Origin of the sequence: Sphaerotilus sp., from assembly GCF_031429695.1 — a bacterium.
GTDB lineage: Bacteria > Pseudomonadota > Gammaproteobacteria > Burkholderiales > Burkholderiaceae_C > Sphaerotilus.
The window spans coordinates 50,725-71,987 of record NZ_JANPAB010000015.1; the positions used below are offsets into that span (position 1 = coordinate 50,725).

The following is a 21,263-nucleotide window of genomic DNA, read 5'->3' on the forward strand; positions in this document are numbered from 1 at the left end:
CCTCCTGGAACCGCTCACAGTCCCGCCAGCAGCGTCGCGTTGCCCCCCGCCGCCGCCGTGTTGACCGTCACCGCCTGCTCCCCACAGAACCGATACAGGTAGTGCGGCCCCCCCGCCTTCGGCCCCGTCCCCGACAAACCTTCCCCGCCGAACGGCTGCACGCCCACCACCGCCCCGATCATGTTCCGGTTCACGTAGACATTCCCGACCCGCGCCCGCTCGGCGATCCGCATCGCCCGGTCGTCGATGCGCGTGTGGACGCCCAGCGTCAGCCCATAGCCGAGCGCGTTCACCTCGTCCACCAGCGCATCGACCGCCCCGCGCCAGCGCACGACGTGCAGCACCGGCCCGAACAGCTCCTCGCGCATCTCGCTGATCGACCGCAGCTCGAACGCGACCGGCGCGATGTGCGTGCTGGCCAGCCGCTCGGGCAGCGGCGTGCGGGCGATCAGGCGGGCCTCGCGTTCCAGCCGGGCGATGTTCCGGCTCAGACCAGCGTGCGCCTCGGCGTCGATCACCGGTCCGACATCGACCGCCCAGCTCTGCGCCGTGTCTGCAGCATTCGCCGGATCGCCGCAGACCAGCTCCGCCATCGCGCCTGCGACCATCTCCAGCACCTTGTCCGCGACGCTCTCGTGCAGGCACAGCAGCCGAAGCGCCGAACACCGCTGACCCGCCGAGCGGAACGCGCTCTGCACGACTGCGTCCACCACCTGCTCCGGCAGTGCGCTGGAGTCCACCAGCATCGCGTTCAGCCCGCCCGTCTCGGCGATCAGCGGCACGATCGGGCCGTCGCTCTGCGCGAGCGTGCGGTTGATCGCCTTGGCCACCTGCGTCGAGCCGGTGAAGCACACGCCCGCGCAGCTTGGATGCGCCACCAGCGCCGCGCCCACCGTCTCGCCAGGGCCGCAGACCAGCGCCAGCGCCGCGAGCGGCAGGCCGGCGTCGTGCAGCAATTCGACGAAGCGTTGCGCGACCCGTGGCGTCTGCTCGGCGGGCTTGGCGGCGACCGTGTTGCCGGCGACCAGCGCGGCGACGACCTGTCCAGCGAAGATCGCCAGCGGGAAGTTCCACGGGCTGATGCAGACGAAGACGCCCCGGCCGTGCAGCCGCAGCTCGTTGCGCTCGCCGGTCGGGCCGGGCAGCGTCTGCGGCGCGAGCCGGGCGGCGGCCTGCTCGGCGTAGTAGCGGCAGAAATCGACCGCCTCGCGGATCTCGGCCACGGCGTCGCCCAGCGTCTTGCCGCCTTCCTGGGCGAGCAGGCCGGCGAATTCGCTGGTGCGCCGCTCCAGCGCATCCGCAGCGCGCAGCAGCACGGCGCAGCGGTCGGCGAGTGGTGTCGCGTTCCAGCCGCGGTGGGCGGCGTGCAGCGCGTCCATCGCGGCGGCTGCGCCTTCGACGCTCGCGTCGGTCGGCGCCGCGGGCATCGGCACGGCCAGCGCCGCCAGCAGCGGCAGCCGCTCGCGCTCGGCGGCCAGATCGAGACCCTTCGAATTCGCCCGCACCGCGCCGAACAGTTGCAGCGGCATCGGCAGCACCGAGCGCGACGGCGCCCGCAGCGGCGAGGCCAGCAGCATCTGCGGCGTCACGGCCTCGTCGGCAAGCTGGTGGACGAACGACGAATTCGCCCCGTTCTCCAGCAGCCGGCGCACCAGGTAGGCCAGCAAGTCGCGGTGTTCGCCGACCGGTGCGTAGATGCGCAGCGGCGGCGCGTCCGGGCGCCGCATCACCTCGCGGTAGATGCCTTCGCCCATGCCGTGCAGGCGCTGCAGCTCGAAGGGCGTGCCGTGCGCCTTGGCCCTCTCCAGGATCGCGGCGATGGTGCCGGCGTTGTGGGTGGCGAACTGCGGGTAGATCTCGGGCGCGGCCAGCAGGCGCTGCGCACAGGCGAGGTAGCTGAGGTCCGTGTGGCGCTTGTCGGTCCAGACCGGGTAGCCGGGCAGGCCGAGTTCCTGCGCCCGCTTGATCTCGCCGTCCCAGTACGCGCCCTTGACCAGCCGCACCATGAACCGCAGGCCGTGGCGGCGGGCGATAGCGGTCACTTCGTCGATGACTTCCGGCGCGCGGGTCTGGTACGCCTGTATCGCCAAACCCAGACCCTGCCACTGCGGAAAAGTGGCCGCGACATGCGCCGCCAGCAGATCGAGCACGACCAGCGACAGCTCCAGCCGCTCGGACTCCTCGGCGTCGATGGTGAGGTTGATGTTCGCGGCGGCGGCGGCGTTCACGAGGTCGAGCAGCCGGGGCATCAGCCGCCTGGCCACGGTGGCGAACTGCGCTGGTTCGTAGCGGGCGTCGAGCGCGGAGAGCTTGATCGAGATGCCGTCGCCGTCCTCCGGGCGTGCCGGACGACCCTTGGCGGCGATGGCACGGATTGCGTTGGCGTAGGCGCGGCCGTAGTGCAGCGCGTCGGCGTCGGTGCGGGCGCCTTCGCCGAGCATGTCGAAGCTGTGGCGGATCAGCGCGTGCTCGCGGCGGTTGGCGTCGGCGCGGGTCAGCGCCTCCGCGATCGACTGGCCGAGCACGAATTGCCGCCCGAGCAACTGGATCGCCCGTACTGTCGCGGCCACCACCGTCTTGGCGCCCAGGCGTTGCAGCAAGCCACCGCCGTGCGCATCCTCGCCATCCTCGGGCAGCAGCTTCTTGGACAGGTGGATCGCCTGCGATGCCAGCCCGGACAGCATCGGGTGCGCCTGCCCATGTGCATCCGCCGCGTGGCCGGAAAAATCGGCGCGGCCGAGCTGGTCGGCGGTCAGCGCGAGCGCGGTCTCGGTGTCCGGCACCCGCAGCAGCGCCTCGGCCAGCCGCATCAGCGCCAGCCCTTCCGCGCTGGAGATCGGGTACTCGCGCAGCAGCGACTCCATCGCCCAGAACGGCGCGGGCTGGCGGCGCACGGCGTCCACCCACGGCGTGCCGGTGGCGATCACGGCGGACCAGTCCACGCGGCCTTGCAACTCGCCGAGCAGGCGGCTCACCTGGGTGGCCTCGTCGCGCACAGGGGTGGGCAGTCGGTCGGAGAATCGGTCGGCAAGGGCGGGTGTCGGCATGGTGGCGGTCTCGGCGTGGTGTGGCGCAGATCTCCAGCTTATTCGCCATGCAGATGAATAACTCACCAATCAAAAAGCCATTGATTGGATAATGTTTTGCCATGGGCACCGACATCGACAAGATTGACAAGATCGACCGCCGCATCCTCGCGCTGCTCCAGGCCGATGGGCGCATCTCCAACCTGAAGCTGGCCGAGGCGGTCCACCTGTCGCCGACGGCGGTGCTGGAGCGCGTGCGCCGCCTCACGCGCGACGGCTACATCCTCGGCTACGAGGCGCGGCTCAACCCGACGCTGCTCGGTGCAGGGCTGATGGTCTTCGTCGAGGTGCTGCTCGACCGCACGGTGCAGGACGTGATGGACACCTTCCGGGCGTCGGTGCAGGTGCGGCCCGAGATTCTGGAGTGCCACCTCGTGGCGGGCGGCTTCGACTACCTGCTCAAGACCCGCGTGGCCGACATGGCGGCGTACCGCGAGTTCATCGGCTCGGTGATCTGGACGCTGCCCGGCGTGCGCGAGACGCGGACCTATGTGGTGATGGAAGAGGTGAAGAACACGGCGGCGATCGCGGTGTGAGGCGGGACACGAGGGTCAAGCCGGTATCCCGGCGAGCCGTGCGCCTTCCAAGAACAGCGCCACGGCCTTCGGGTTGCCCCACTCGCCGTGATCGGCCGTGATTTGTCGGGCCGACAGGCCGGGGGCGAGGTCCAGCAGCCGCCGGGTGGTTTGGCGGGCCGCGGCCAGATCGCCGTTCAGCGCCTGCGCCACCGCCCGATGGCGCCAGACCAGCGGGAAATCGGGCGCTCTTGAAAAGGCGTCGGTGGCCAGGGCGTACTGTTTCGAATACAGCGCGGCGATGCCGAGGCACATGAAATACCAGGCCGGCGGATTCGGATTGAGCCGGTGCGCGTGCCGGACCCAATCCAGCGCCTCGTCCGCCGGCTCGCAGTGTGTCCCACCTTCCAGCCCGGCCACTGCCAGAACATCCGCATTGTTGGGGGCCATGGTGACCGCTCGGCGCAAGGCAGCGACGGCACCCTCTGGATCGCCATCCAGCGAGCGCAGCCAGCTCCACTGGATCAGGCCATCCGGGTCGTCAGGGTCTGCCGCATGGGCGCGTTCGATGGCGTGGCGCCGCGCTGTCAATTCCGCTTGGCGGGCGGTGTCATCGGCGGCGAACTGCATCAGATTGACATGCACGATCGCCAGAGCCGCCCATGCCTTGGAGAAACCAGGGTCCAGTTCGACCGCACGCCGCAGCAAATCGCGTGCAGAAACCAGATCCTGGGGCGTGAACCGGTGCTTGTGCTCCAGCCCGATCAGGAACAGCTCGTAAGCCTGGAGGTTGCTGGTCGGACGCCGCCGCGCCTTGGCCCGGTCGGACGCGGCAATCACCCCGGTCCAGGCGCTGCCGAGCGCGCTGCTGATCGCTTCGACGATGGCGTCCTGGATGTCGAACAGTTGACCTGTCAACCGGTTCCAGTGCTGCGACCAGACGGTGGCACCCGTCTCGGCTTCGATCAGCCGGGCGTTGACGCGGACGGAGTCCCCCTCCGTCTGCAACGAGCCATCGAGGGCAAAGCGCACCTGCAGATCTCGTGCGACGGCCAGGGTGTCCGTGCCTGCGGTGGCCCGCTGGAAGGCGGCGCTGCTGGCGATGATGAACAGCCAGCGGTGGCGGGCCAGGTCCGTGGTGATGTCTTCGGTCAGACCTCGCGCCAGCCGGTCCCAGCGATCCCCGCCGCTGATGTTGCGGATCGGCAGCACGATGATCGACGGTTGCGCAGCCTTGGCCACGGGCTGCACCGCGGTGCCGCGCAGCCACCACCACCCGCCCAGGCCCGCTGCACAGGCCAGCCCACCCAGCGCCAGCGTGGACACGCCCGCATGGCCGAAGCGCCGACGGTCGGTGTTCTCCGGCTCCGGCTCGGGCAGGGGCACGGCAGGTTGCTCGGGCCGTGGTGCGCCCGCCGTGACCAGCGAGTAACCGCGTTTGGGTGCTGTGCGAACCAGGCGGTGCTCCCGGTCGTTCAGGGCCAGGCGGATTTCCTTGATGCACTGCACCAGGCTGTCATCCGTCACCACGGTGCCCGTCCAGACCGACTGCATCAGTTCCTCCTTGGTGACCACGCGGTCGGCGTTCAGTGCCAGCAGGTGCAGCACATCGAAGCTCTGGGGTCGCAGTCGGACCTCCTGACCACCCGCATCGCGCACGAGGGCCTGTGCCAGATCAAGCTGGAAGCCGGGGATGGTGATGACCTGACCCGCACTGGCGCTGGCACTGGACATGGCGTCTCTCCTCTCCTGTTCGCCTGTGCAGGGTACTGCGATCGACCGGTGGGGGCAATCGCCAGTCCCGCAGACGAATTTCGGGGATTCATCGGGAAAGTATCGGCACTTCCTCGTGATCTCCGGGTGCCGCCGACTGATGCTGGCACCGTCCGATCAACCAGGAGACCTTCATGTCCCGTGCTGCATTTCCGATGCGAACTTCCCGCTTGGCCGTGGCCCTCGGGCTGGCGGTTGCGGTGCTGGCCCTGCCCGCATGCCAGCAGCTTGGCAGCGTTCCGACTGGGGTGGTTCCGGCCGCCGACGCGGTCAAGACGCTGCCGGTCAATGGCGTGCGCCTGCCGTATGTCGAGCAAGGGCGTGGTGTGCCGGTGGTCTTCGTTCATGGCGCGATTTCGGACCACCGCACCTGGCTGCCGCACCTGCCGTTGCTGGCCGGGCAGTACCGGGCCATCACCTACACCCAGCGTTACTACGGCACACAGGTCTGGCCCGAGGGCGGGCCAACGTTCGGGGTGAGCACCCACGCCGATGACCTGGTGGCGTTCATCCGTGCGCTCGGCAGCGGGCCTGTGCACCTCGTGGGGTGGTCCTACGGCGCCAATGTCGTGCTCGAAGCGACCCGCCAGCACCCGGAACTGGTGCGCAGCGTCTTCGTTTTCGAGCCACCGTTTCCGACCTTCGTGACCGATCCGGCCTTGCTGCAACGCATCGGGCAGGATGTCGGCGCCTCCGGCATCCCGGCGGCGGCGCAGGCCGCGGCGGCCGGTGACCCGGTGCGGGCTGAAAAGGCGATGCTGGACGCCGTGGGCGAGCGCCCGGGCTACCACGAGACCCTGTCGCCATCAGCCAGGCGCATCACGCAGGAGAACGCGGGCACTTTGCGGGCACAACTGGTTGAATTACCGCCGCCACCCCCGCTGCCCTGCGAGGAACTCGGGCAGTGGCGAACCCCCGTGCGCATCGCCAGCGGAGGCAACAGCCGGCCCATGTTCCGTGAGGTGGCGGACGCCGCTGCACGCTGTCTGCCGCAGCGCAAGCATCTGGTGGTGCCAGGCTACAACCACATGTGGCCCACTGAAGATCCGGCGGGATTCGCCAGGGCGGTGGTCACCTTCCTGAAAGAACAGTGAGCAGTGAAACCACCCGCTCAAGACGGCATGCCTGTCTGCACCCCTCGGCGCGTCACCATCGTGTCCAGCACTTCTTCCAGCCGCTGCGCCGACCAGCCCTCGCGCAACGCCCGCCGGGCCACCGCCTGCGGACTCTCCGGCGCCAGCCCGCCCAGTGGTGGATCGAGGTCCAGATCGGTCGGAAAGGCATAGCCCTCGGCGCAGGCGGTCAGGGCGCGGTCGGCCTCGTCCTCGGTCAGCGCGCCGTCTGCCCGCAGCGTCTGCAGCGCGGGGTAGAGCTGCCGGGTCATGCGGTCGCGGTTGACGGTTTCCATCGCCCGCCCGAAGGCCGACGACACCTGCAGCAGATTCGCCATGCGCTGGGTGTCGCTGGACCGGTTGGTGCCGGCGGCGTGCAGCAGCGCCGGGTTGAAGAACACGGCGTCGCCTTTGTGCAGCGGCAACTGCACGCGGTGGCGCCCGAAGTGGTCGCGGAACTCCTCGCGGTCGGCGACAAGGTAGCCGTGGCTGTACTTCTGCGAGTGCGGCAGGTAAAGCGTCGGTCCGCTCTCCAGCGGCATGTCCACATGGGCGACCGCACCTTGCAGCGTCAGCATCGGGGACAGTCGGTGGACGTGCGCGGGGTAACGCTCAGCCTGTGCGGGCGTGCAGAAGCCGAGGTGGTAGTCGCGGTGCGGGGTCTGTGCCGCGCCGCCGGGGCGGACGTTGTTGACCTGCGAGGTGATCTGGTAAGCCGGGCCGAGCCACGCCTCGCTCGCCAGCGCCACCATGTCGTTGGCGTAGTAGCGGGCGAACAGCGCCGGGTCGGCCAGGCAGAGCTTCTCCAGCGCGTTCCACACCCGGTCATTGGCGCCGGCCGCAGCGAAGTGGTCGCCGACCGCGCCGCGCAGCCGCTCGCGGGCGATGATCTGCTGGAAGCGGGTGGTGACGGCATCGACCACCGCCTCGTCCGCAAAGGCACCCTGCAGCACGACGATGCCCGCGCCGTGTTCCCAGACTTGCGTCCATTCCGCCATCAGGGCGTCGCGCAGGGATGTGGTGCCAGCGTTGCCTTCGGCGGCCAGCCGCTCGCGCAGCGCAGCGCAGTCGTAGACCGGCACATCGTCCTGCAAATGCGTGGCGAGGGGGCAGTCGGCGGGGTCGGTGTGCTGGTCCAGCACGCGCAGCAGGTCGTCGAGGCATGCGTCGGTGGCGCGGAGCAGGGCCATGGTGTTTCCTGTCGGGGTGGGTCGGTGAACCTGGCCAGTCTAGGAAGGTCACCGGTGGGCGGTGCGCCAGAAACACCTCAAGAACACCTCAGCCGCTGCACCTCGGAGGCTATCCTCGCCAACCATGAGCAAGGCGTTTTCGATGAAGGAGATCGCGTGGCAGGCAGGGATTGGCCTGGCCACCGTGGACCGCGTCCTGCACGACCGGCCGGGGGTGAGTCCGGCGATGCGGCGGCGTGTGCAGCAGGCGTGCCTGGAACTGGAGCGCCAGCACCAGCAGGTGGGGCTGAAGGGCCGGCGGTTCCTCATCGACCTGGTGATGGAGGCCCCGTCGCGCTTTTCCCGGATGGTGCGCGACACGCTGGCGGTGGCGGTGCAGCGGATGCCGCCAGCGGTGTTCCGCGTCCGTGAGCATCTGGCCGAGACGATGGCGCTGCCCGAGCTGATCGCGGTGCTCGACACGATCGGCCGGCGTGGCAGCCAGGGGGTCTTGCTGAAGGCGCCGGATGTGCCCGCCGTGACCGAGGCGGTGGCGCGGCTGCAGGCGCGGGGCATCCCGGTGGTCACGCTCGTGACCGATCTGCGCGAGGCGCCGCGGCGGGCGTATGTCGGGCTGGACAACCACCGCGCCGGCCAGACCGCGGCCTACCTGACGGACCAGTGGCTCGGGCCGTCGGCGCTGGCGCTGGAGGGGGCGCCGACCGACGTGCTGGTTTCCTCCAGCGGCCCGCATTTTCAGGGCGAGGGGGAGCGCATCGCCGCCTTCGTGCAGGCGCTGGGCCAATCCCGCCCCGCCAGCCGTGTCCACGTCATGGACACCGGGCACGGGCTGCATGCGCCGACGCGGGAGGCGGTCGGTCAACTGCTGGCACGCTGCCCGGCCGTCGCGGCGGTGTACTCGGTCGGCGGGGCCAACGCGGCGATCCTGGCGGCGTTCGAGGCGGCGGGTCGTCCCTGCCGGGTGTTCATCGGCCATGACCTGGACGACGACAACCTTGCGCTGTTGCGGGCGGGACGCCTGTCGGCGGTGCTGCACCACGACCTGCACCACGACCTGCACCTGGCCTGCCGGCTGGTGATGCAGGCCCACGGTGTCGCGCACGCCGTGTCGATGCCGACCCGTTCGAACGTCGAGGTGATCACGCCGTTCAACGTGCCGGCCCACCGGCTGGACGAGGCCAGGCTCAATCCACCTTGATGTTCACCGACGTCGGCTTGCCCGGCCGCATCTTGGGCAGCTCCACCTTCAGCACGCCGTTGCGGTAGCTGGCCTTGGCCTCGTCGCCGCGCACGGCGGCCGGCAGTGGCACGGTGCGCTGGAACGCCCCGTAAGCGCACTGCAGCACACGCCAGCGGCCCTCGGTCGATTCCCCCTCGAAACGCTTCTCGCCGCGCACCACCAGCGTGTCGCCGCTGATCTCGATGGCGAAGTTGTCCTTCTCCATGCCCGGCGCCTCGATGCGCACGACCAGCCGCTGTTCGTCCTCGAACACATCGCCGCCGAGCATGGACCAGGATTGCGCCGGGAAATGCAGCGGATCGTCGATCTGGGCGCGCTCGGGCAGGGCGGTCTGCTCGCCCGGCTTGAAGCGGGTCAGTGCGCCGGCCGCCGTGTGGCGCAGGCGGTCCCAGCCCTCGGACACCGAGCCCCAGAACGTGCCGAAGCCCTCGCGGAGTTCATCGATCTTGATCATGGTCAGCCTTCCTTTGCGGTGGGCAAGGCGGCGCCCTGCCACTTGTCGAACGTGCGGTTGTTCACGCCAAGTTCAAGGGCGTCTCATGCCTCCCGTGCGCCGAAAATCGCTGTGCCGATGCGCACCGTCGTCGTCCCTTCGTGTACGGCCGCTTCCAGGTCCGCGCTCATGCCCATCGACAGCGTGTCCAGCGCCAGGCCCTCCGCGTTGAGCTGGTCGAACAGAAGATGCAAGGCGCGGTGTGGCGCGCGCTGGGCGTCGAGCGTGTCGGCCGGCTCGGGGATCGACATCAGTCCGCGCAGCCTGAGCCTCGGCAGCGCGGCGACGGCATGGGCCAGCGCCGGGACGTTCGCAGGCGCCACGCCGCTCTTGCTGTCCTCGCCGCTGATGTTGACCTGCAGGCACACGTTCAGCGGCGCCAGCCCTTCGGGGCGCTGCTCGCTCAGGCGTTGTGCGGTCTTCAGGCGATCGACGCTGTGGACCCAGTCGAAGGTTTCGGCGACGGCGCGGGTCTTGTTGCTCTGCAGCGGCCCGATCAGGTGCCACTGCAACACGGCGCGCAGATCGGCCAGCGCGGCGATCTTGTCCAGCCCTTCCTGCACATAGTTTTCGCCGAAGGCGCAGAGTCCGGCCGCGTGTGCCTGGCGCACCGCCTCGGCCGTTTGCCGCTTGCTCACTGCCAGCAGCGCCACCGTGTCACCGGGGCGCTGTGCAGCGAAACAGGCCCGATTTAGCCGCGCTTGTGTGGCTTGTACGTTGTCGGAGATGGTCGTCATAATCGTCGGGATCGAAGTTTTCATTTTTCTCCACGTTTTCTTCGGGAAAATCGGTTCATTGGCCGTCAGGTCCGAGGAGCAATTGCATGGATATCACACAGCTACTGACGTTTGCGGTTCGTAACAAGGCGTCAGATTTGCATCTGTCCGCGGGTATGCCGCCCATGATCCGTGTGCATGGCGATGTCCGCCGCCTCAATGTTGATCCGCTGCCCCACAAGCGCATCCACGAGATGGTCTACGACGTCATGAACGACTCGCAGCGCAAGAGCTTCGAGGAGACGCTGGAGTGCGATTTTTCCTTTGAAATTCAAGGACTTTCGCGGTTCCGGGTCAATGCGTTCAACCAGAACCGCGGCGCCGGTGCGGTGTTCCGGACCATTCCCAGCAAGATCCTGACGCTCGAAGACCTCAACGCGCCCAAGGTGTTTGGCGAACTCGCGCTGAAACCCCGTGGCCTCGTGCTGGTGACGGGGCCGACGGGCTCCGGCAAGTCCACGACGCTGGCCGCGATGGTGAATCACCTCAACGAGTCGGAATATGGCCATATTCTGACGGTCGAGGATCCGATCGAATTTGTCCACGAATCCAAGAAATGCCTGGTCAACCAGCGCGAGGTGTTCACGCAGACCCATTCGTTTGCCAACGCGCTGCGCTCGGCGCTGCGCGAGGATCCGGACGCGATCCTGGTGGGCGAATTGCGTGACCTGGAGACGATCCGGCTGGCGCTGACCGCGGCGGAAACCGGCCATCTGGTCTTCGGCACGCTGCACACGTCGAGCGCGGCCAAGACCATCGACCGGATCATCGACGTGTTCCCCGGCGACGAGAAGGACATGGTCCGCGCGATGCTGTCGGAGTCGCTCATGGCGGTGATCTCGCAGACGCTGTGCAAGAACCGCGACGGCACCGGCCGGGTCGCCGCACACGAGATCATGCTGGGCACCCCCGCCATCCGCAACCTGATCCGCGAGGCCAAGGTGGCGCAGATGTACTCGGTCATCCAGACCGGCCAGGGCCAGGGCATGCAGACGCTCGACCAGAACCTCGCCGACCTCGTGCGCCGCGGCCAGATCACCCCAGCCGAGGCCCGCGCCAAGGCCCGTTCGCCTGAAAACTTCCCCGGCTGAGGCCGTTCCACCACTGAACTCTCCCCACCATGGAACGCGACCAGGCCTCCAAATTCATCAACGATCTGCTGCGCCTGCTGGTCTCGCGCGGTGGCTCCGATCTGTTCCTCACCTGCGACTTCCCGCCCGCCGTCAAGGTCGATGGCAAGGTGGTCAAGGTCTCTCCACAGCCGCTGTCGAGCCAGCACACGATGGCCCTGGCCCGCTCGGTCATGAACGACAAGCAGTCGGCCGAGTTCGAGCGCACCAAGGAGTGCAATTTCGCGATCTCGCCGCAGGGCATCGGGCGCTTCCGCGTCAACGCTTTCGTGCAGCAGGGGCAGGTGGGCATGGTGCTGCGGACCATTCCGAAGGAGCTGCCCAGCATCGACAAGCTCGGCCTGCCCAGCATACTCAAGGACATCACGATGTTCAAGCGCGGGCTGGTCATCCTGGTCGGCGCCACGGGGTCCGGCAAGAGCACCACGCTGGCCTCGATGGTCGATTACCGCAACGAGACCGCTTGTGACCACATCATCACCATCGAGGATCCGGTCGAGTTTGTGCATCCGCACAAGAACTGCATCATCACGCAGCGCGAAGTCGGCATCGACACACTGACCTGGGATGCCGCCCTCAAGAACACCCTGCGCCAGGCCCCGGACGTGATCCTGATGGGCGAGATCCGCGACCGCGAGACCATGCAGCACGCCGTGGCCTTCGCCGAGACCGGCCACCTCTGCATGGCCACGCTGCACGCCAACAGCGCGAATCAGGCGCTGGACCGCATCGTCAACTTCTTCCCCGAAGAGCGCCGCGACCAGTTGCTGATGGACCTGTCGCTGAACCTGAAGGCGATGGTGTCGCAGCGGCTCATTCCGCGTGAGGACGGTGCGGGGCGCATGGCCGCCGTCGAGATCCTGCTCAACACCCCCTTCATTTCCGACCTGATCTTCAAGGGCGAAGTCTCCGCCATCAAGGAAGTGATGAAGAAGGGCCGCGAGCACGGGATGCAGACGTTTGACCAGGCCCTGTTCGATCTGTTCGAGGGCTACTACATTACGGCGGCCGACGCGCTGCGCAACGCCGATTCGGTGAATGACCTGCGGCTGCAGATCAAGCTCAACAGCATGCGCGCGCGCACTGGAGCGCCCACCGAAACCGGTGGCCTGAAGATCGTCTGACCCTCGACCTCGACCCTTTACCCTCGACATGCCCAAGACCTACGACTCCGTTCCCGCCCGTGATGTGGCGTTCATCGGCCTCGGTGTGATGGGCGGCCCGATGGCCGGCCACCTCGCCCGCGCCGGCCACCGCGTCACGGTCTACAACCGCACCGCCGCCCGCGCTGAAGCCTGGGTCACGCAGCACGCAGCTGAAGGGCTGTCCGCCGCGATGGCCCTGACACCGCGCGAGGCGGCGCAGCGTGCCGACATCGTTTTCCTGTGCGTCGGCAATGACGATGACCTGCGCTCGGTCGTGCTGGGCGCGGACGGCGTGCTCGCTGGTCTGCGCACAGGTGGCCTGCTGGTGGACCACACCACCGCGTCGGCCGATGTGGCGCGCGAGCTGGCCGCGCTGGTCGCTGCACAGGGTGGCCAGTTCATCGACGCGCCGGTGTCCGGGGGTCAGGCGGGTGCCGTCAATGGTCTGCTGACGGTCATGTGTGGCGGCGACGCGGCGGCGTTCGAGGCGATGAAGCCGGTGGCGATGGCGTTCTCGCGCGCGATCACGCTGCTGGGCGAGAGTGGCGCCGGGCAGCTCGCCAAGATGGTCAACCAGATCTGCATCGCCGGCCTCGTGCAAGGCCTGTCCGAAGCGATCGCTTTCGGCCAGAACGCCGGGCTGGACATGCACCAGGTGCTCGACGTGATCGGCAAGGGCGCAGCGCAGAGCTGGCAGATGGACAACCGCGGCAAGACGATGGTGAACGGCCAGTTCGAGTTTGGCTTCGCGGTGGATTGGATGCGCAAGGACCTCGGGCTGGTGCTGGACGAGGCGCGCCGCAATGGCTCGCGGCTGCCGGTCACGGCGCTGGTCGACCAGTTCTACGCCGAGGTGCAGGCCCTGGGCGGCCGGCGCTGGGACACGTCCAGCCTGATCAAGCGCCTGCGCTGATGCGGGGCAGGGCCGCCGCTCAGCGGCCCTTGATGTTCTTGAGCTGCTCGGGGGTGATCACCTCGACCAGCCGCACCACCTTCACGACGCCGGGCACCGCACGCGCCAGGTCGATCGCCCGGGTGGCTTCTTCCTCGGTCACGCGGCCCATCAGATAGACGACACCGCGTTCGGTCACGACCGTGAAGGCATTGGACGACAGCCCCGCGGCGTCGACGAAGGTGGCCTTGATCTTGCCCGCCAGCAGCAGGTCGCGCGAGCGCTCGCTGGTCGCGCTGGGCCACATCACGGCCAGGTCGTTGACCACCGACTTCACGCCGTCGATCTTGGTGATGGCGGCCTCGATCGCGGTCTTGTCGGTCTCGTTGTAGACCTCGCCGGTCAGCAGGACCTGGCGCTGGTAGCTGGTGACGTTCACATGCGAGCGCTCGCCGACTGTGGCGCGCACGCGCTGGCCGGCCTTCAGCTCGATGGTCTCGTCCTCCAGCTGCACGCCCGAACTGCGCCGGTCGGTCACCACCATCGCTCCGCCCATCGCTGCGCCTCCCACGAGCAGCGGCGCGCAGCCGGCCAGCGAGGTGCACAGCAGGGCGGTGCCGATCAGTGCGACCAGCGGGGAATTCAGGCGGAAAGGGTGCAGCAGGGCCATCGGGTCATTCTCCAAGCAGTGAAACATCGACCGCGTCGCACAGGCAGTGGATCACCAGCAGGTGCACCTCCTGGATGCGCGCCGTGCGGTCGTGCGGCACGCAGATGTGGATGTCACCGTCGTTCAGCGCGGCATTGACCTTGCCGCCCCCCTTGCCGGTGAGCGCCACGACGACCATGTCCTTCTGGTGCGCGGCGTCGATCGCTTCGAGGATGTTGGCCGAGTTGCCGCTGGTGGTGATGGCCAGCAGCACGTCGCCCGGCTGGCCCAGCGCCTGGACCTGCTTGGCGTAGATCTGGTCGAAGGCGTAGTCGTTGCCGATCGCCGTCAGGATGGAGGTGTCGGTGGACATCGACAGCGCGGCCAGGCCCGGACGCTCGCGCTCGAAGCGGCCGACGAACTCGGCGGCGAAATGCTGCGCATCCCCGGCGGATCCCCCATTGCCGCACGCGAGCACCTTGCAGCCCGAGGTGATGGCATTCAGCAGCACCTGGGCCGCTTCGCTCACGGGGCGCGTGAGCACCTCCGCTGCGGCGTATTTCAGGTCGGCGCTGTCGAAAAACTGTTGTTGTATGCGTTGCTCAAGCATGGCCGATGATATTCCAGCTTTCAACCCGCATCGAAGGCTGCGACCAGCCAGGTCAGGTCATCGCCGTCGATGGCGACCACGTCGAACCGGCAGGGCGGCCAGACCCGGCAGTGGCGCTGCAGGTAGTGGCGCGCGGCGAAGATGATCCGCATCTGCTTGGACCGCGTCACGCTGGCGGCTGCACCGCCGTGGTCGAACCGGGCGCGCTGGCGGACTTCGACGAACACCAGTGTGCCGTCGCGGTCCCGGTCCCGCATGATCAGATCCACTTCGCCGGCGCGGGCGGAGGGTCCGGCGGCGACCCGATAATTGCGTTGCACCAGCACCAGTCCCTGCTGCTGCAGGTGCGCCAAGGCGCGTTCCTCGCCGGCGTCGCCGATGTCCTTTTTGTCACTGCCCTTGTCACCGCGATTGCTGCCCGTGAGCCTCGATACCATTGTTTCCCCCCTGATCCTGCAAGCCGCCAGCGCGGCAGCGGGGCACCAGCAGCATCCCGCCTCGGCACTGTATGTCGTGGCCACCCCGATCGGCAACATGGCTGACATGAGCCTGCGTGCCATCCACGTGCTGTCGCTGGTGGACGCCGTGGCCTGCGAGGACACGCGGGTCAGCGCCGGCCTGCTGCAGCGCCTGGGGCTGCACCGCCCGCTGATCGCCCTGCACGAGCACAACGAGGAATCCGCCGCCCCGCTGGTGATCGAACGCCTGGCCCGCGGCGAGCGCGTAGCGTACGTCAGCGACGCTGGTACGCCGGCCATCTCCGATCCCGGCGCACGGCTGGTGGCGGCGGTGCGGGCGGCGGGTTTCCGCGTGGTCCCGCTGCCGGGGGCCAGCAGCGTGGTGACGGCGCTCAGTGCGGCGGGCGATGTGGCCGGCGGCGGGTTCCGCTTCGTCGGCTTCGTGTCGCCCAAGGCGGCTGCACGTGGGCAGGATCTGCGCCAGCTTGGGGCTGATCCCGGGACTTGTGTGCTGTTCGAGGCGCCGCACCGCATCGAGGCGCTGGCCGATGCGCTGGCGGAGGTGCTGCCCGCGCGGCGGCTGACCGTCTGCCGTGAGCTGACCAAGCAGTTCGAGGACATCCACACGCTGGACTGCACTGCGTTCCCCGCCTGGCTGGCTGCCGACGCGGACCACCGGCGCGGTGAGTTCGTGCTGGTGCTGCACGCCCGCGGGGCGAGCGAGGCGGCACCAGCGGATGCCGATACGGTGTCGACCGACCACCTGCTGCGCACGCTGATGGCCGAACTCCCCCTCAAACAGGCGGTGTCGCTGACAGCCCAGGTGACGGGCGGCGCACGCAACGCCCTGTACGAGCAGGCGCTGGCGCTGCGTCACCAGGCCGGAAATGCGCATGAAACGCCAGAATCCCGGGGCCATGTGGCGCCGATCGATCTGCCCCCGACGCGATTGCCGGACCGGCGAGGCCGGGTGCGGCGTTGATACCGCTTGGTATTTCCCGCGCTGCCGCCCCAGAATAGGGCGGAATCATCGATCGATTTGCTTGCGTCGGGGGACGTTCGGTCATGTTGGACATGGAACAAGAACCGCGAGATTCTCGCCACGGTGGCACGGTGTGGCCCTCCTGGCTGCGGTGGCTGGTGGCGGTGGTGGTGGGCTGTGCGCTGCTGGCCAGTCTGTCGATCGCGCTGTCGTGTCGTGCGGTCGGCATGGCCACGCTCTGGTATGCCAATGCGTTCGGGGCGTGCTGCCTGCTGGTGGCGGGTCGCCCGCGCTGGCGATCGACGCTGGCCGCGCTGGCGGCTGGATTGCTGGTTGCCAATGGCGTGGCCGGCGCAGATCTGCAGTCGGCCGTCTTGTACGCCGTGCCGAACCTGGGCGAGATGGCCTTGGGCGGCTGGCTGCTGGCCCGCCACCCGGACTGGCGCCAGATCCACCGCAGCCCGCGGGCAGGCGGGCAGGTCTGGTGGCGGGCGGTGCTGTTGCCGGCGCTGCTGGGTGCGACCCTGGCGGTGCCCCTGCTGGGCGCGACGGGGGTGGCCCCGCAGTCCACCACGAACCTCTGGCTGACCTGGTTCGAAGGCAGCCTGATCGGCACGGCGGCCGTCCTGCCGCTGGGGTTGGCGCTGGCGGCGCGCAGCACCAGCGCCGATGCCCTGGTGCGCACGCTGCTCGGCGTCCCGTCGCTGGGCCTGATGGCGCTGTCCGTCGGCACGGCGGTGTTCGCCTTGCCGTACCTGCCGTTTCCCTTTGTCTACCTGGGACTCCCCATCCTGCTGGCGGCCGTGCGCCAGCCGTATGTCCACGTTGCACTGCAGGTCTGGCTGGTCTCGCTCGCCGTGGGCGCGACGATCTCGCGTGGCGGCCTGGATCTTCCGCAGGTCAGTGGCGACTGGCAGACCCTGCTGTTGCACCTGCCCTTGCTCGCCGCGCTGTTGCCGCCGCTGCTGCTGGCTGCGGCGATGGAGTCGGCGCGTGGGCGCCAGCGTGCGCTGGAGCGTGAACGTGAACGGCTGAGGCAGCTCTACGAGCGCACGCCCGCCATGCTGCACTCCATCGACGGCGATGGCCGCATCGTGGCCGTCAGCCAGCGCTGGCTGGATCACCTGGGATACCTCGCCGACGAGGTCGTCGGCCGCCGGGTGACAGACTTCCTGGACGAGCCATCGTGCCGGCGCATCGTGGGGGAGGTCTGGCCGAACTTCATCCGCACGGGCGAATGCCGCGACATCGAGCTGCGCATGGTGTGCCGGGACGGGCAACTCGTCGATGTGCTGCTGTCGGCCACCGGGGAGCACGACGCCCAGGGCCGCATGGCGCGCGCGCTGGCCATCGTCGAGGACGTCACCCGCAAGCGGCTGGCCGAACAGCTGGCCGTGCAGTTCCAGCGCATGTCGGTGATGCTGGCGAGCATCGGCGACGCGGTGATCGGTACCGACGAGCGCGGCTGCATCGTCAGCTTCAATCCCGCGGCGGTGGAGATGACGGGCTGGACAGCAGAGCAGGCAATCGACCAGTTCTACGGCACCGTGGTGCAGCGGCGTGATCTGGACAGTGGCGAGCCGCTGGCTGATCCAGTGCTGGCCTGTCTGCGCGATGGGGATGGTGTGCGTGCGCAGGCTGCGCGGCTGCTGCATCGGGATGCGAGCAGCCGCGTCATCCGCGAGACGATCACGCCCATGCGCGACCCGGACACCGGCACGCTGCTGGGCGCTGTCGCGACGTTCCAGGACACCACGACCGCGCACGAACTCGCCCGCACCCTGGTCCGGCAGACCCAGCACGATGCGCTGACCGGCCTGCCCAACCGCCTGCTGCTGCAGGACCGCCTGCAGCAGGCACTGCAACTGGCCCGGCGCATGGGCGGCTGTCTGGCGGTGATGTTCCTTGACCTCGACCACTTCAAGTTGATCAATGACCGGCAGGGCCACGACGTTGGCGACGAACTGCTGCGCCAGGTGGCATGCAGCGTGCTCGGTGCCGTGCGTGCCAGTGACACGGTTTGCCGGCTTGGTGGCGACGAATTCGTGGTGCTGCTGCCACAGATCAATCTGGCCGAGGACGCGGCCGAGGTGGCGCGCCACATCCTTGCTGCGGTGTCGCAGCCCTACCGGATCGGCGCGGTGAGTCTGCAGGTGTCGTTCAGCATTGGCATCGCGGTGTTCCCGGACGACGGTGAAGACGAGGCCACGCTGATGCGCCGCGCCGACACTGCCATGTACAGGGCCAAGCGCGAGGGCCGCAACGGGCTGCGTTTCCACCATGCGCACGACACCGATCTCGGTGCGCCCTGAACGCCGTCACCTGCTGCGGCAGGGCGCCGCCGCGCTGGCTGCGGCCGGGCTGACGACGGTGGTCACGCAGGCGCAGTCGCAGGCACCGCTGGGCAGGGTGCGCATGCCGACGCTGTCGCCGCGGGTGCGCGTGTTGCGCAATGGCTTGCAGGTGGTGGTCCTGCCGGACGAGCGGGTGGGCGCAGGGACTGCGGCGGTGCAGGTCTGGTACCGGGTGGGGGGCAAGGACGATCCACCGGGGCGCTCCGGCTTCGCGCACCTGTTCGAGCACCTCATGTTCAAGCGCACCCGCCACCTCGCCGACGAGGCCTTCGACCGGCTGACCGAGGATGTCGGCGGCCAGAACAACGCCTTCACCACCGAGGACGCCACCGTTTACCTCAATGTCGTGCCTGCCAACCATGTCGAGCGCCTGCTCTGGGCCGAAGCCGAGCGCATGGCGCAACTCCAGGTCAGCGAGCCGCAGTTCCGCAGCGAGCGTGCAGTGGTCGAGTCGGAGTTCCGGCAGAAGGTGCTGGTCGATCCCTACGGGCGGCTGTTCCACGGCATGGCGCCGGCCTTCTGGCAGGTCCACCCCTACCGGCATCCGGTCATCGGGCGGATGGACGATCTGAACGCCGCCAGCCTCGACGACGTGCGCCGCTTCCACGCCACCTACTACCGACCGGACAACGCGACGCTGATCGTCGCCGGGGATGTCGTTCCTGCGCGGGTCGATGCCTGGGTGGACCGGCACTTCGGCGCGCTGGTCGCACCGGACGCCCCCGTGCCTCGGGTGCTGGTGCGCGAACCGCGCCGCGAGCGCAACCAGTGGACCACGCTGACGGCGCCGCAGGTACCTGCCCCTGCGCTGGCGCTGCTGTGGCAGGCACCCGGCGCGGCCCACCCCGAGGCGGCGGCGCTGCGCGTGGCGGCGGCGCTGCTGGGCGAGGGCGATTCCTCGCGTCTGTCGGTCGGGTTGGTCGAGCGCGCGCTGCTCGCGCAGAGCGCAGGGTTTGGTGTCGATCTGCACGCGGATGCCGGCATGCTCAGCGCCTGGGCGATCGCTGCGGGGCCGTCTGTGGTCGGAGGGGATGCGCGCCGCGATCCGCGCCTGCCGCTGCTGGAAACCGCGTTGCTGCGCGCCATCCACCGGCTGGCCCACGGCCGCATCCCGATCGGCGAGCTGGACAAGGTGCGTACCCAGCTGCTCACCGAGGCGCTGGTGGCGCGCCAGACCGCCGAAGGCCGCGCGCTGGCGCTGGGCTGGGCGGTGGTGCGCCGGCAGGACGCACGCGCGGCCGATGTCGAGCTGAGACAACTGCAGGCCGTGCGTGCGGAGGATGTGCAGCGGGTGCTGCGCACCTACGTGCTGGACGCCCACCGGGTCACGCTGCGCTATGTCCAGGCGCCATCTGCCTCGGGAGGCATTCCGTGAAGCGGCGGGCCTTCGGGCATTGGCTTGTCCGTGGTGGCACTGCTGTGCTAGGGGCTGCTGCGGGGGGGTGCGCTGCGCCGGGACGGGGGCTTGTGCCGGTCCCGGTCCCGGCCGCGGGGCAGATGGCCACGCGGGTGCCCGACGTGCCCGCACCGTCCGCCGCGCCGCTGTTGCCCGAGCCCGGCCCGATGCTGGCGCTGCACATCCCCGAGCGCACCGAGACGGTGTTCGGGGAACACGGTCTGACGCTGATCGTCGCGCCCCGACCGGGGTTGCCGCTGGTGAGTGTGGCGCTGATGGTGCGCTGCGGACCGGCGTTCGATCCACCCGGCCGACGCGGCGTGGCCGAGCTGATGGCGCAGTTGCTGACGCGGGGGGCGCGGCGGCGGGATCGGTGGGTCGATGGCGTGGCATTGGCGCGGCAGGCCGAGGCACTGGGCAGTGCGGTATCGGTCCGGGTGGAAGACCGCCTGACCGTGCTGGAGATGACCGTGCTGGCCCCGCGCGCTGCGGCGGCGCTGGCACTGCTGTCGGATCTGCTGCGGCACCCGGTGTTCGCTGCGACCGATCTGCTGGCGGTGCGGGCGCAGGCACGCGATGCGCTGGCGCTGCGCCTGCAGGATCCCGCGCAGCTCGCGGCCCTGGTGGCTCGCCGCACCGCCTGGGGCGCCGATCCGCAAGGCAGCGTGACCACGCCGGCCCAGCTGATGGCGGTGCGGCGCGAGGACGTGGTGGCGCTGCACCGCCGCTGGGTGCGGCCGGACCGGGTGGCGGTGGTGCTGACCGGCGACCTCGATACAGCGGGTGCGCGCGCATGGGTCTGGCCTGTGCTGGCGGACTGGGCGCGACCACCAGAACCCCTTTTGGATGAACCTGCCGAGCCACCCGCACTCCTGGCCGCGCCGCGCCTGCCGCTGACCCTGCAGCTCCCCCTGCCGGCCGCCGCCCAGACCAGCGTGCTGGTGTGCGCACCGTTTGTCGGCACCGAAGCGGAGGACCACGCAGCCGGCACGCTGGCCGCTGCGGTGGTCGGCGCGGGCTACTCGGCACGGCTGAACCAGGAGGTGCGCATCCAGCGGGGGCTGTCCTACGGGGTGACCGGGCGCATCGAGCAGCACCGCCTGACGGGCCTGTTCATCGCCTCGGCGCAGACCGACCACGTCCATGCGGCCGAGGTTGCCACGCTGATGCAGACCCAGATGCTGGCGCTGGCGCAGCAGCCGGTCGGCGCGGCAGAACTGGCTGCGCGCCGGGCTGCGCTGATCGGCGGGCTGGCTCGGCAGCTCGACACCACCAGCGGGCTGGTTGCCCGCATCGGCGAGGACTGGGCGCTGGGCGCTGCCCCGGCGCGCCTGGCCCGGTGGCTGGCGCAGCTGGAGGCGATCAGTCCGGCGCAGGTGCGTGCCTTCGCCCAGCGCCACTGGACAGCGGAGCGGCTGCGCACCATCGTCGCTGGTCCCCCTTTGGGCCGCTGAACGGTGGC

The 21,263-nt window shown here is 69.3% G+C and carries 18 protein-coding genes; 10 read left to right on the plus strand and 8 right to left on the minus strand.

Translation table 11 applies throughout. The features are described 5' to 3' along the window. Nucleotides 1-14 precede the first annotated feature (14 nt). Entirely contained in the window at nt 15-3,047 is a 3,033-nt protein-coding gene (locus RMP06_RS03580; RefSeq protein ID WP_310460405.1) for an L-glutamate gamma-semialdehyde dehydrogenase, read from the minus strand. Between the two features lie 101 nt (nt 3,048-3,148). Between RMP06_RS03580 and RMP06_RS03585 the strand changes: the two genes are divergently transcribed. Continuing rightward, nucleotides 3,149-3,622, plus strand: a complete 474-nt coding sequence (locus RMP06_RS03585; protein ID WP_310460406.1) for an Lrp/AsnC ligand binding domain-containing protein — start codon at nt 3,149-3,151, stop codon at nt 3,620-3,622. A 15-nt stretch (nt 3,623-3,637) separates the two neighbouring features. Here the strand turns inward: RMP06_RS03585 and RMP06_RS03590 are convergent, their stop codons facing one another. Beyond that, the gene (locus tag RMP06_RS03590; RefSeq protein ID WP_310460407.1) at nt 3,638-5,335 is read right to left on the minus strand and encodes a winged helix-turn-helix domain-containing tetratricopeptide repeat protein; all 1,698 of its coding nucleotides are present in this window, start codon (nt 5,333-5,335) and stop codon (nt 3,638-3,640) included. A 173-nt stretch (nt 5,336-5,508) separates the two neighbouring features. On the opposite strand from RMP06_RS03590, the gene RMP06_RS03595 reads away from it, so the two are divergent. Continuing rightward, the gene (locus RMP06_RS03595) at nt 5,509-6,468 is read left to right on the plus strand and encodes an alpha/beta fold hydrolase (RefSeq protein WP_310460408.1); all 960 of its coding nucleotides are present in this window, start codon (nt 5,509-5,511) and stop codon (nt 6,466-6,468) included. Between the two features lie 17 nt (nt 6,469-6,485). On the opposite strand, the gene RMP06_RS03600 is transcribed toward RMP06_RS03595, so the two are convergent. Then, a complete protein-coding gene (locus RMP06_RS03600) occupies nt 6,486-7,676 on the minus strand; it encodes a phytanoyl-CoA dioxygenase family protein (protein ID WP_310460409.1) in 1,191 nt (396 codons plus the stop codon). Between the two features lie 124 nt (nt 7,677-7,800). On the opposite strand from RMP06_RS03600, the gene RMP06_RS03605 reads away from it, so the two are divergent. After that, nucleotides 7,801-8,874, plus strand: a complete 1,074-nt coding sequence (locus tag RMP06_RS03605; protein ID WP_310460410.1) for a LacI family DNA-binding transcriptional regulator — start codon at nt 7,801-7,803, stop codon at nt 8,872-8,874. Here RMP06_RS03605 and RMP06_RS03610 read toward each other — a convergent pair. Both RMP06_RS03610 and RMP06_RS03615 read right to left on the minus strand, forming a co-directional pair. Beyond that, nucleotides 8,861-9,370 carry an Hsp20/alpha crystallin family protein gene (locus RMP06_RS03610; RefSeq protein ID WP_310460411.1) on the minus strand — a complete coding sequence of 170 codons (510 nt, stop codon included), beginning with the start codon at nt 9,368-9,370 and terminating at the stop codon, nt 8,861-8,863. The two genes, RMP06_RS03605 and RMP06_RS03610, sit on opposite strands and share 14 nt — an antisense overlap. A gap of 83 nt (nt 9,371-9,453) precedes the next feature. Further along, complete coding sequence (locus RMP06_RS03615; protein WP_310460412.1) at nt 9,454-10,146, minus strand: YggS family pyridoxal phosphate-dependent enzyme; 693 nt, start codon at nt 10,144-10,146, stop codon at nt 9,454-9,456. Between the two features lie 86 nt (nt 10,147-10,232). Here RMP06_RS03615 and RMP06_RS03620 point away from each other — a divergent pair, with 86 nt between their 5' ends. From RMP06_RS03620 to RMP06_RS03630, 3 genes are read left to right on the plus strand one after another with little or no spacing between them, the layout of a single operon-like run. Then, nucleotides 10,233-11,276 carry a type IV pilus twitching motility protein PilT gene (locus RMP06_RS03620; protein WP_310460413.1) on the plus strand — a complete coding sequence of 348 codons (1,044 nt, stop codon included), beginning with the start codon at nt 10,233-10,235 and terminating at the stop codon, nt 11,274-11,276. A 29-nt stretch (nt 11,277-11,305) separates the two neighbouring features. Beyond that, nucleotides 11,306-12,439 carry a PilT/PilU family type 4a pilus ATPase gene (locus tag RMP06_RS03625; RefSeq protein WP_310460414.1) on the plus strand — a complete coding sequence of 378 codons (1,134 nt, stop codon included), beginning with the start codon at nt 11,306-11,308 and terminating at the stop codon, nt 12,437-12,439. Between the two features lie 28 nt (nt 12,440-12,467). Beyond that, complete coding sequence (locus tag RMP06_RS03630; RefSeq protein ID WP_310460415.1) at nt 12,468-13,373, plus strand: NAD(P)-dependent oxidoreductase; 906 nt, start codon at nt 12,468-12,470, stop codon at nt 13,371-13,373. Nucleotides 13,374-13,392: 19 nt separating this feature from the next. On the opposite strand, the gene RMP06_RS03635 is transcribed toward RMP06_RS03630, so the two are convergent. From RMP06_RS03635 to RMP06_RS03645, 3 genes are read right to left on the minus strand one after another with little or no spacing between them, the layout of a single operon-like run. Beyond that, nucleotides 13,393-14,022, minus strand: a complete 630-nt coding sequence (locus tag RMP06_RS03635; protein ID WP_310460416.1) for a BON domain-containing protein — start codon at nt 14,020-14,022, stop codon at nt 13,393-13,395. A gap of 4 nt (nt 14,023-14,026) precedes the next feature. Further along, on the minus strand, nt 14,027-14,611 hold the full coding sequence (locus tag RMP06_RS03640; protein ID WP_310460417.1) for a phosphoheptose isomerase: 585 nt from the start codon (nt 14,609-14,611) through the stop codon (nt 14,027-14,029). Between the two features lie 20 nt (nt 14,612-14,631). After that, on the minus strand, nt 14,632-15,048 hold the full coding sequence (locus RMP06_RS03645) for a YraN family protein (protein ID WP_310460418.1): 417 nt from the start codon (nt 15,046-15,048) through the stop codon (nt 14,632-14,634). 97 nt (nt 15,049-15,145) lie between these two features. Between RMP06_RS03645 and rsmI the strand changes: the two genes are divergently transcribed. From rsmI to RMP06_RS03665, 4 genes are all read left to right on the plus strand, one after another. Then, nucleotides 15,146-16,051, plus strand: a complete 906-nt coding sequence (gene rsmI / locus RMP06_RS03650) for a 16S rRNA (cytidine(1402)-2'-O)-methyltransferase (RefSeq protein WP_409050095.1) — start codon at nt 15,146-15,148, stop codon at nt 16,049-16,051. Between the two features lie 131 nt (nt 16,052-16,182). Next, a complete protein-coding gene (locus RMP06_RS03655; RefSeq protein ID WP_310460420.1) occupies nt 16,183-18,363 on the plus strand; it encodes a diguanylate cyclase domain-containing protein in 2,181 nt (726 codons plus the stop codon). Beyond that, nucleotides 18,332-19,780 carry a M16 family metallopeptidase gene (locus RMP06_RS03660; RefSeq protein WP_310460421.1) on the plus strand — a complete coding sequence of 483 codons (1,449 nt, stop codon included), beginning with the start codon at nt 18,332-18,334 and terminating at the stop codon, nt 19,778-19,780. Before RMP06_RS03655 ends, RMP06_RS03660 begins: the two co-directional genes overlap by 32 nt. 92 nt (nt 19,781-19,872) lie before the next feature. Further along, nucleotides 19,873-21,255, plus strand: coding sequence for a M16 family metallopeptidase (locus tag RMP06_RS03665; protein ID WP_310460422.1), 1,383 nt, complete (start codon nt 19,873-19,875; stop codon nt 21,253-21,255). The last annotated feature ends 8 nt before the right edge of the window (nt 21,256-21,263 follow it).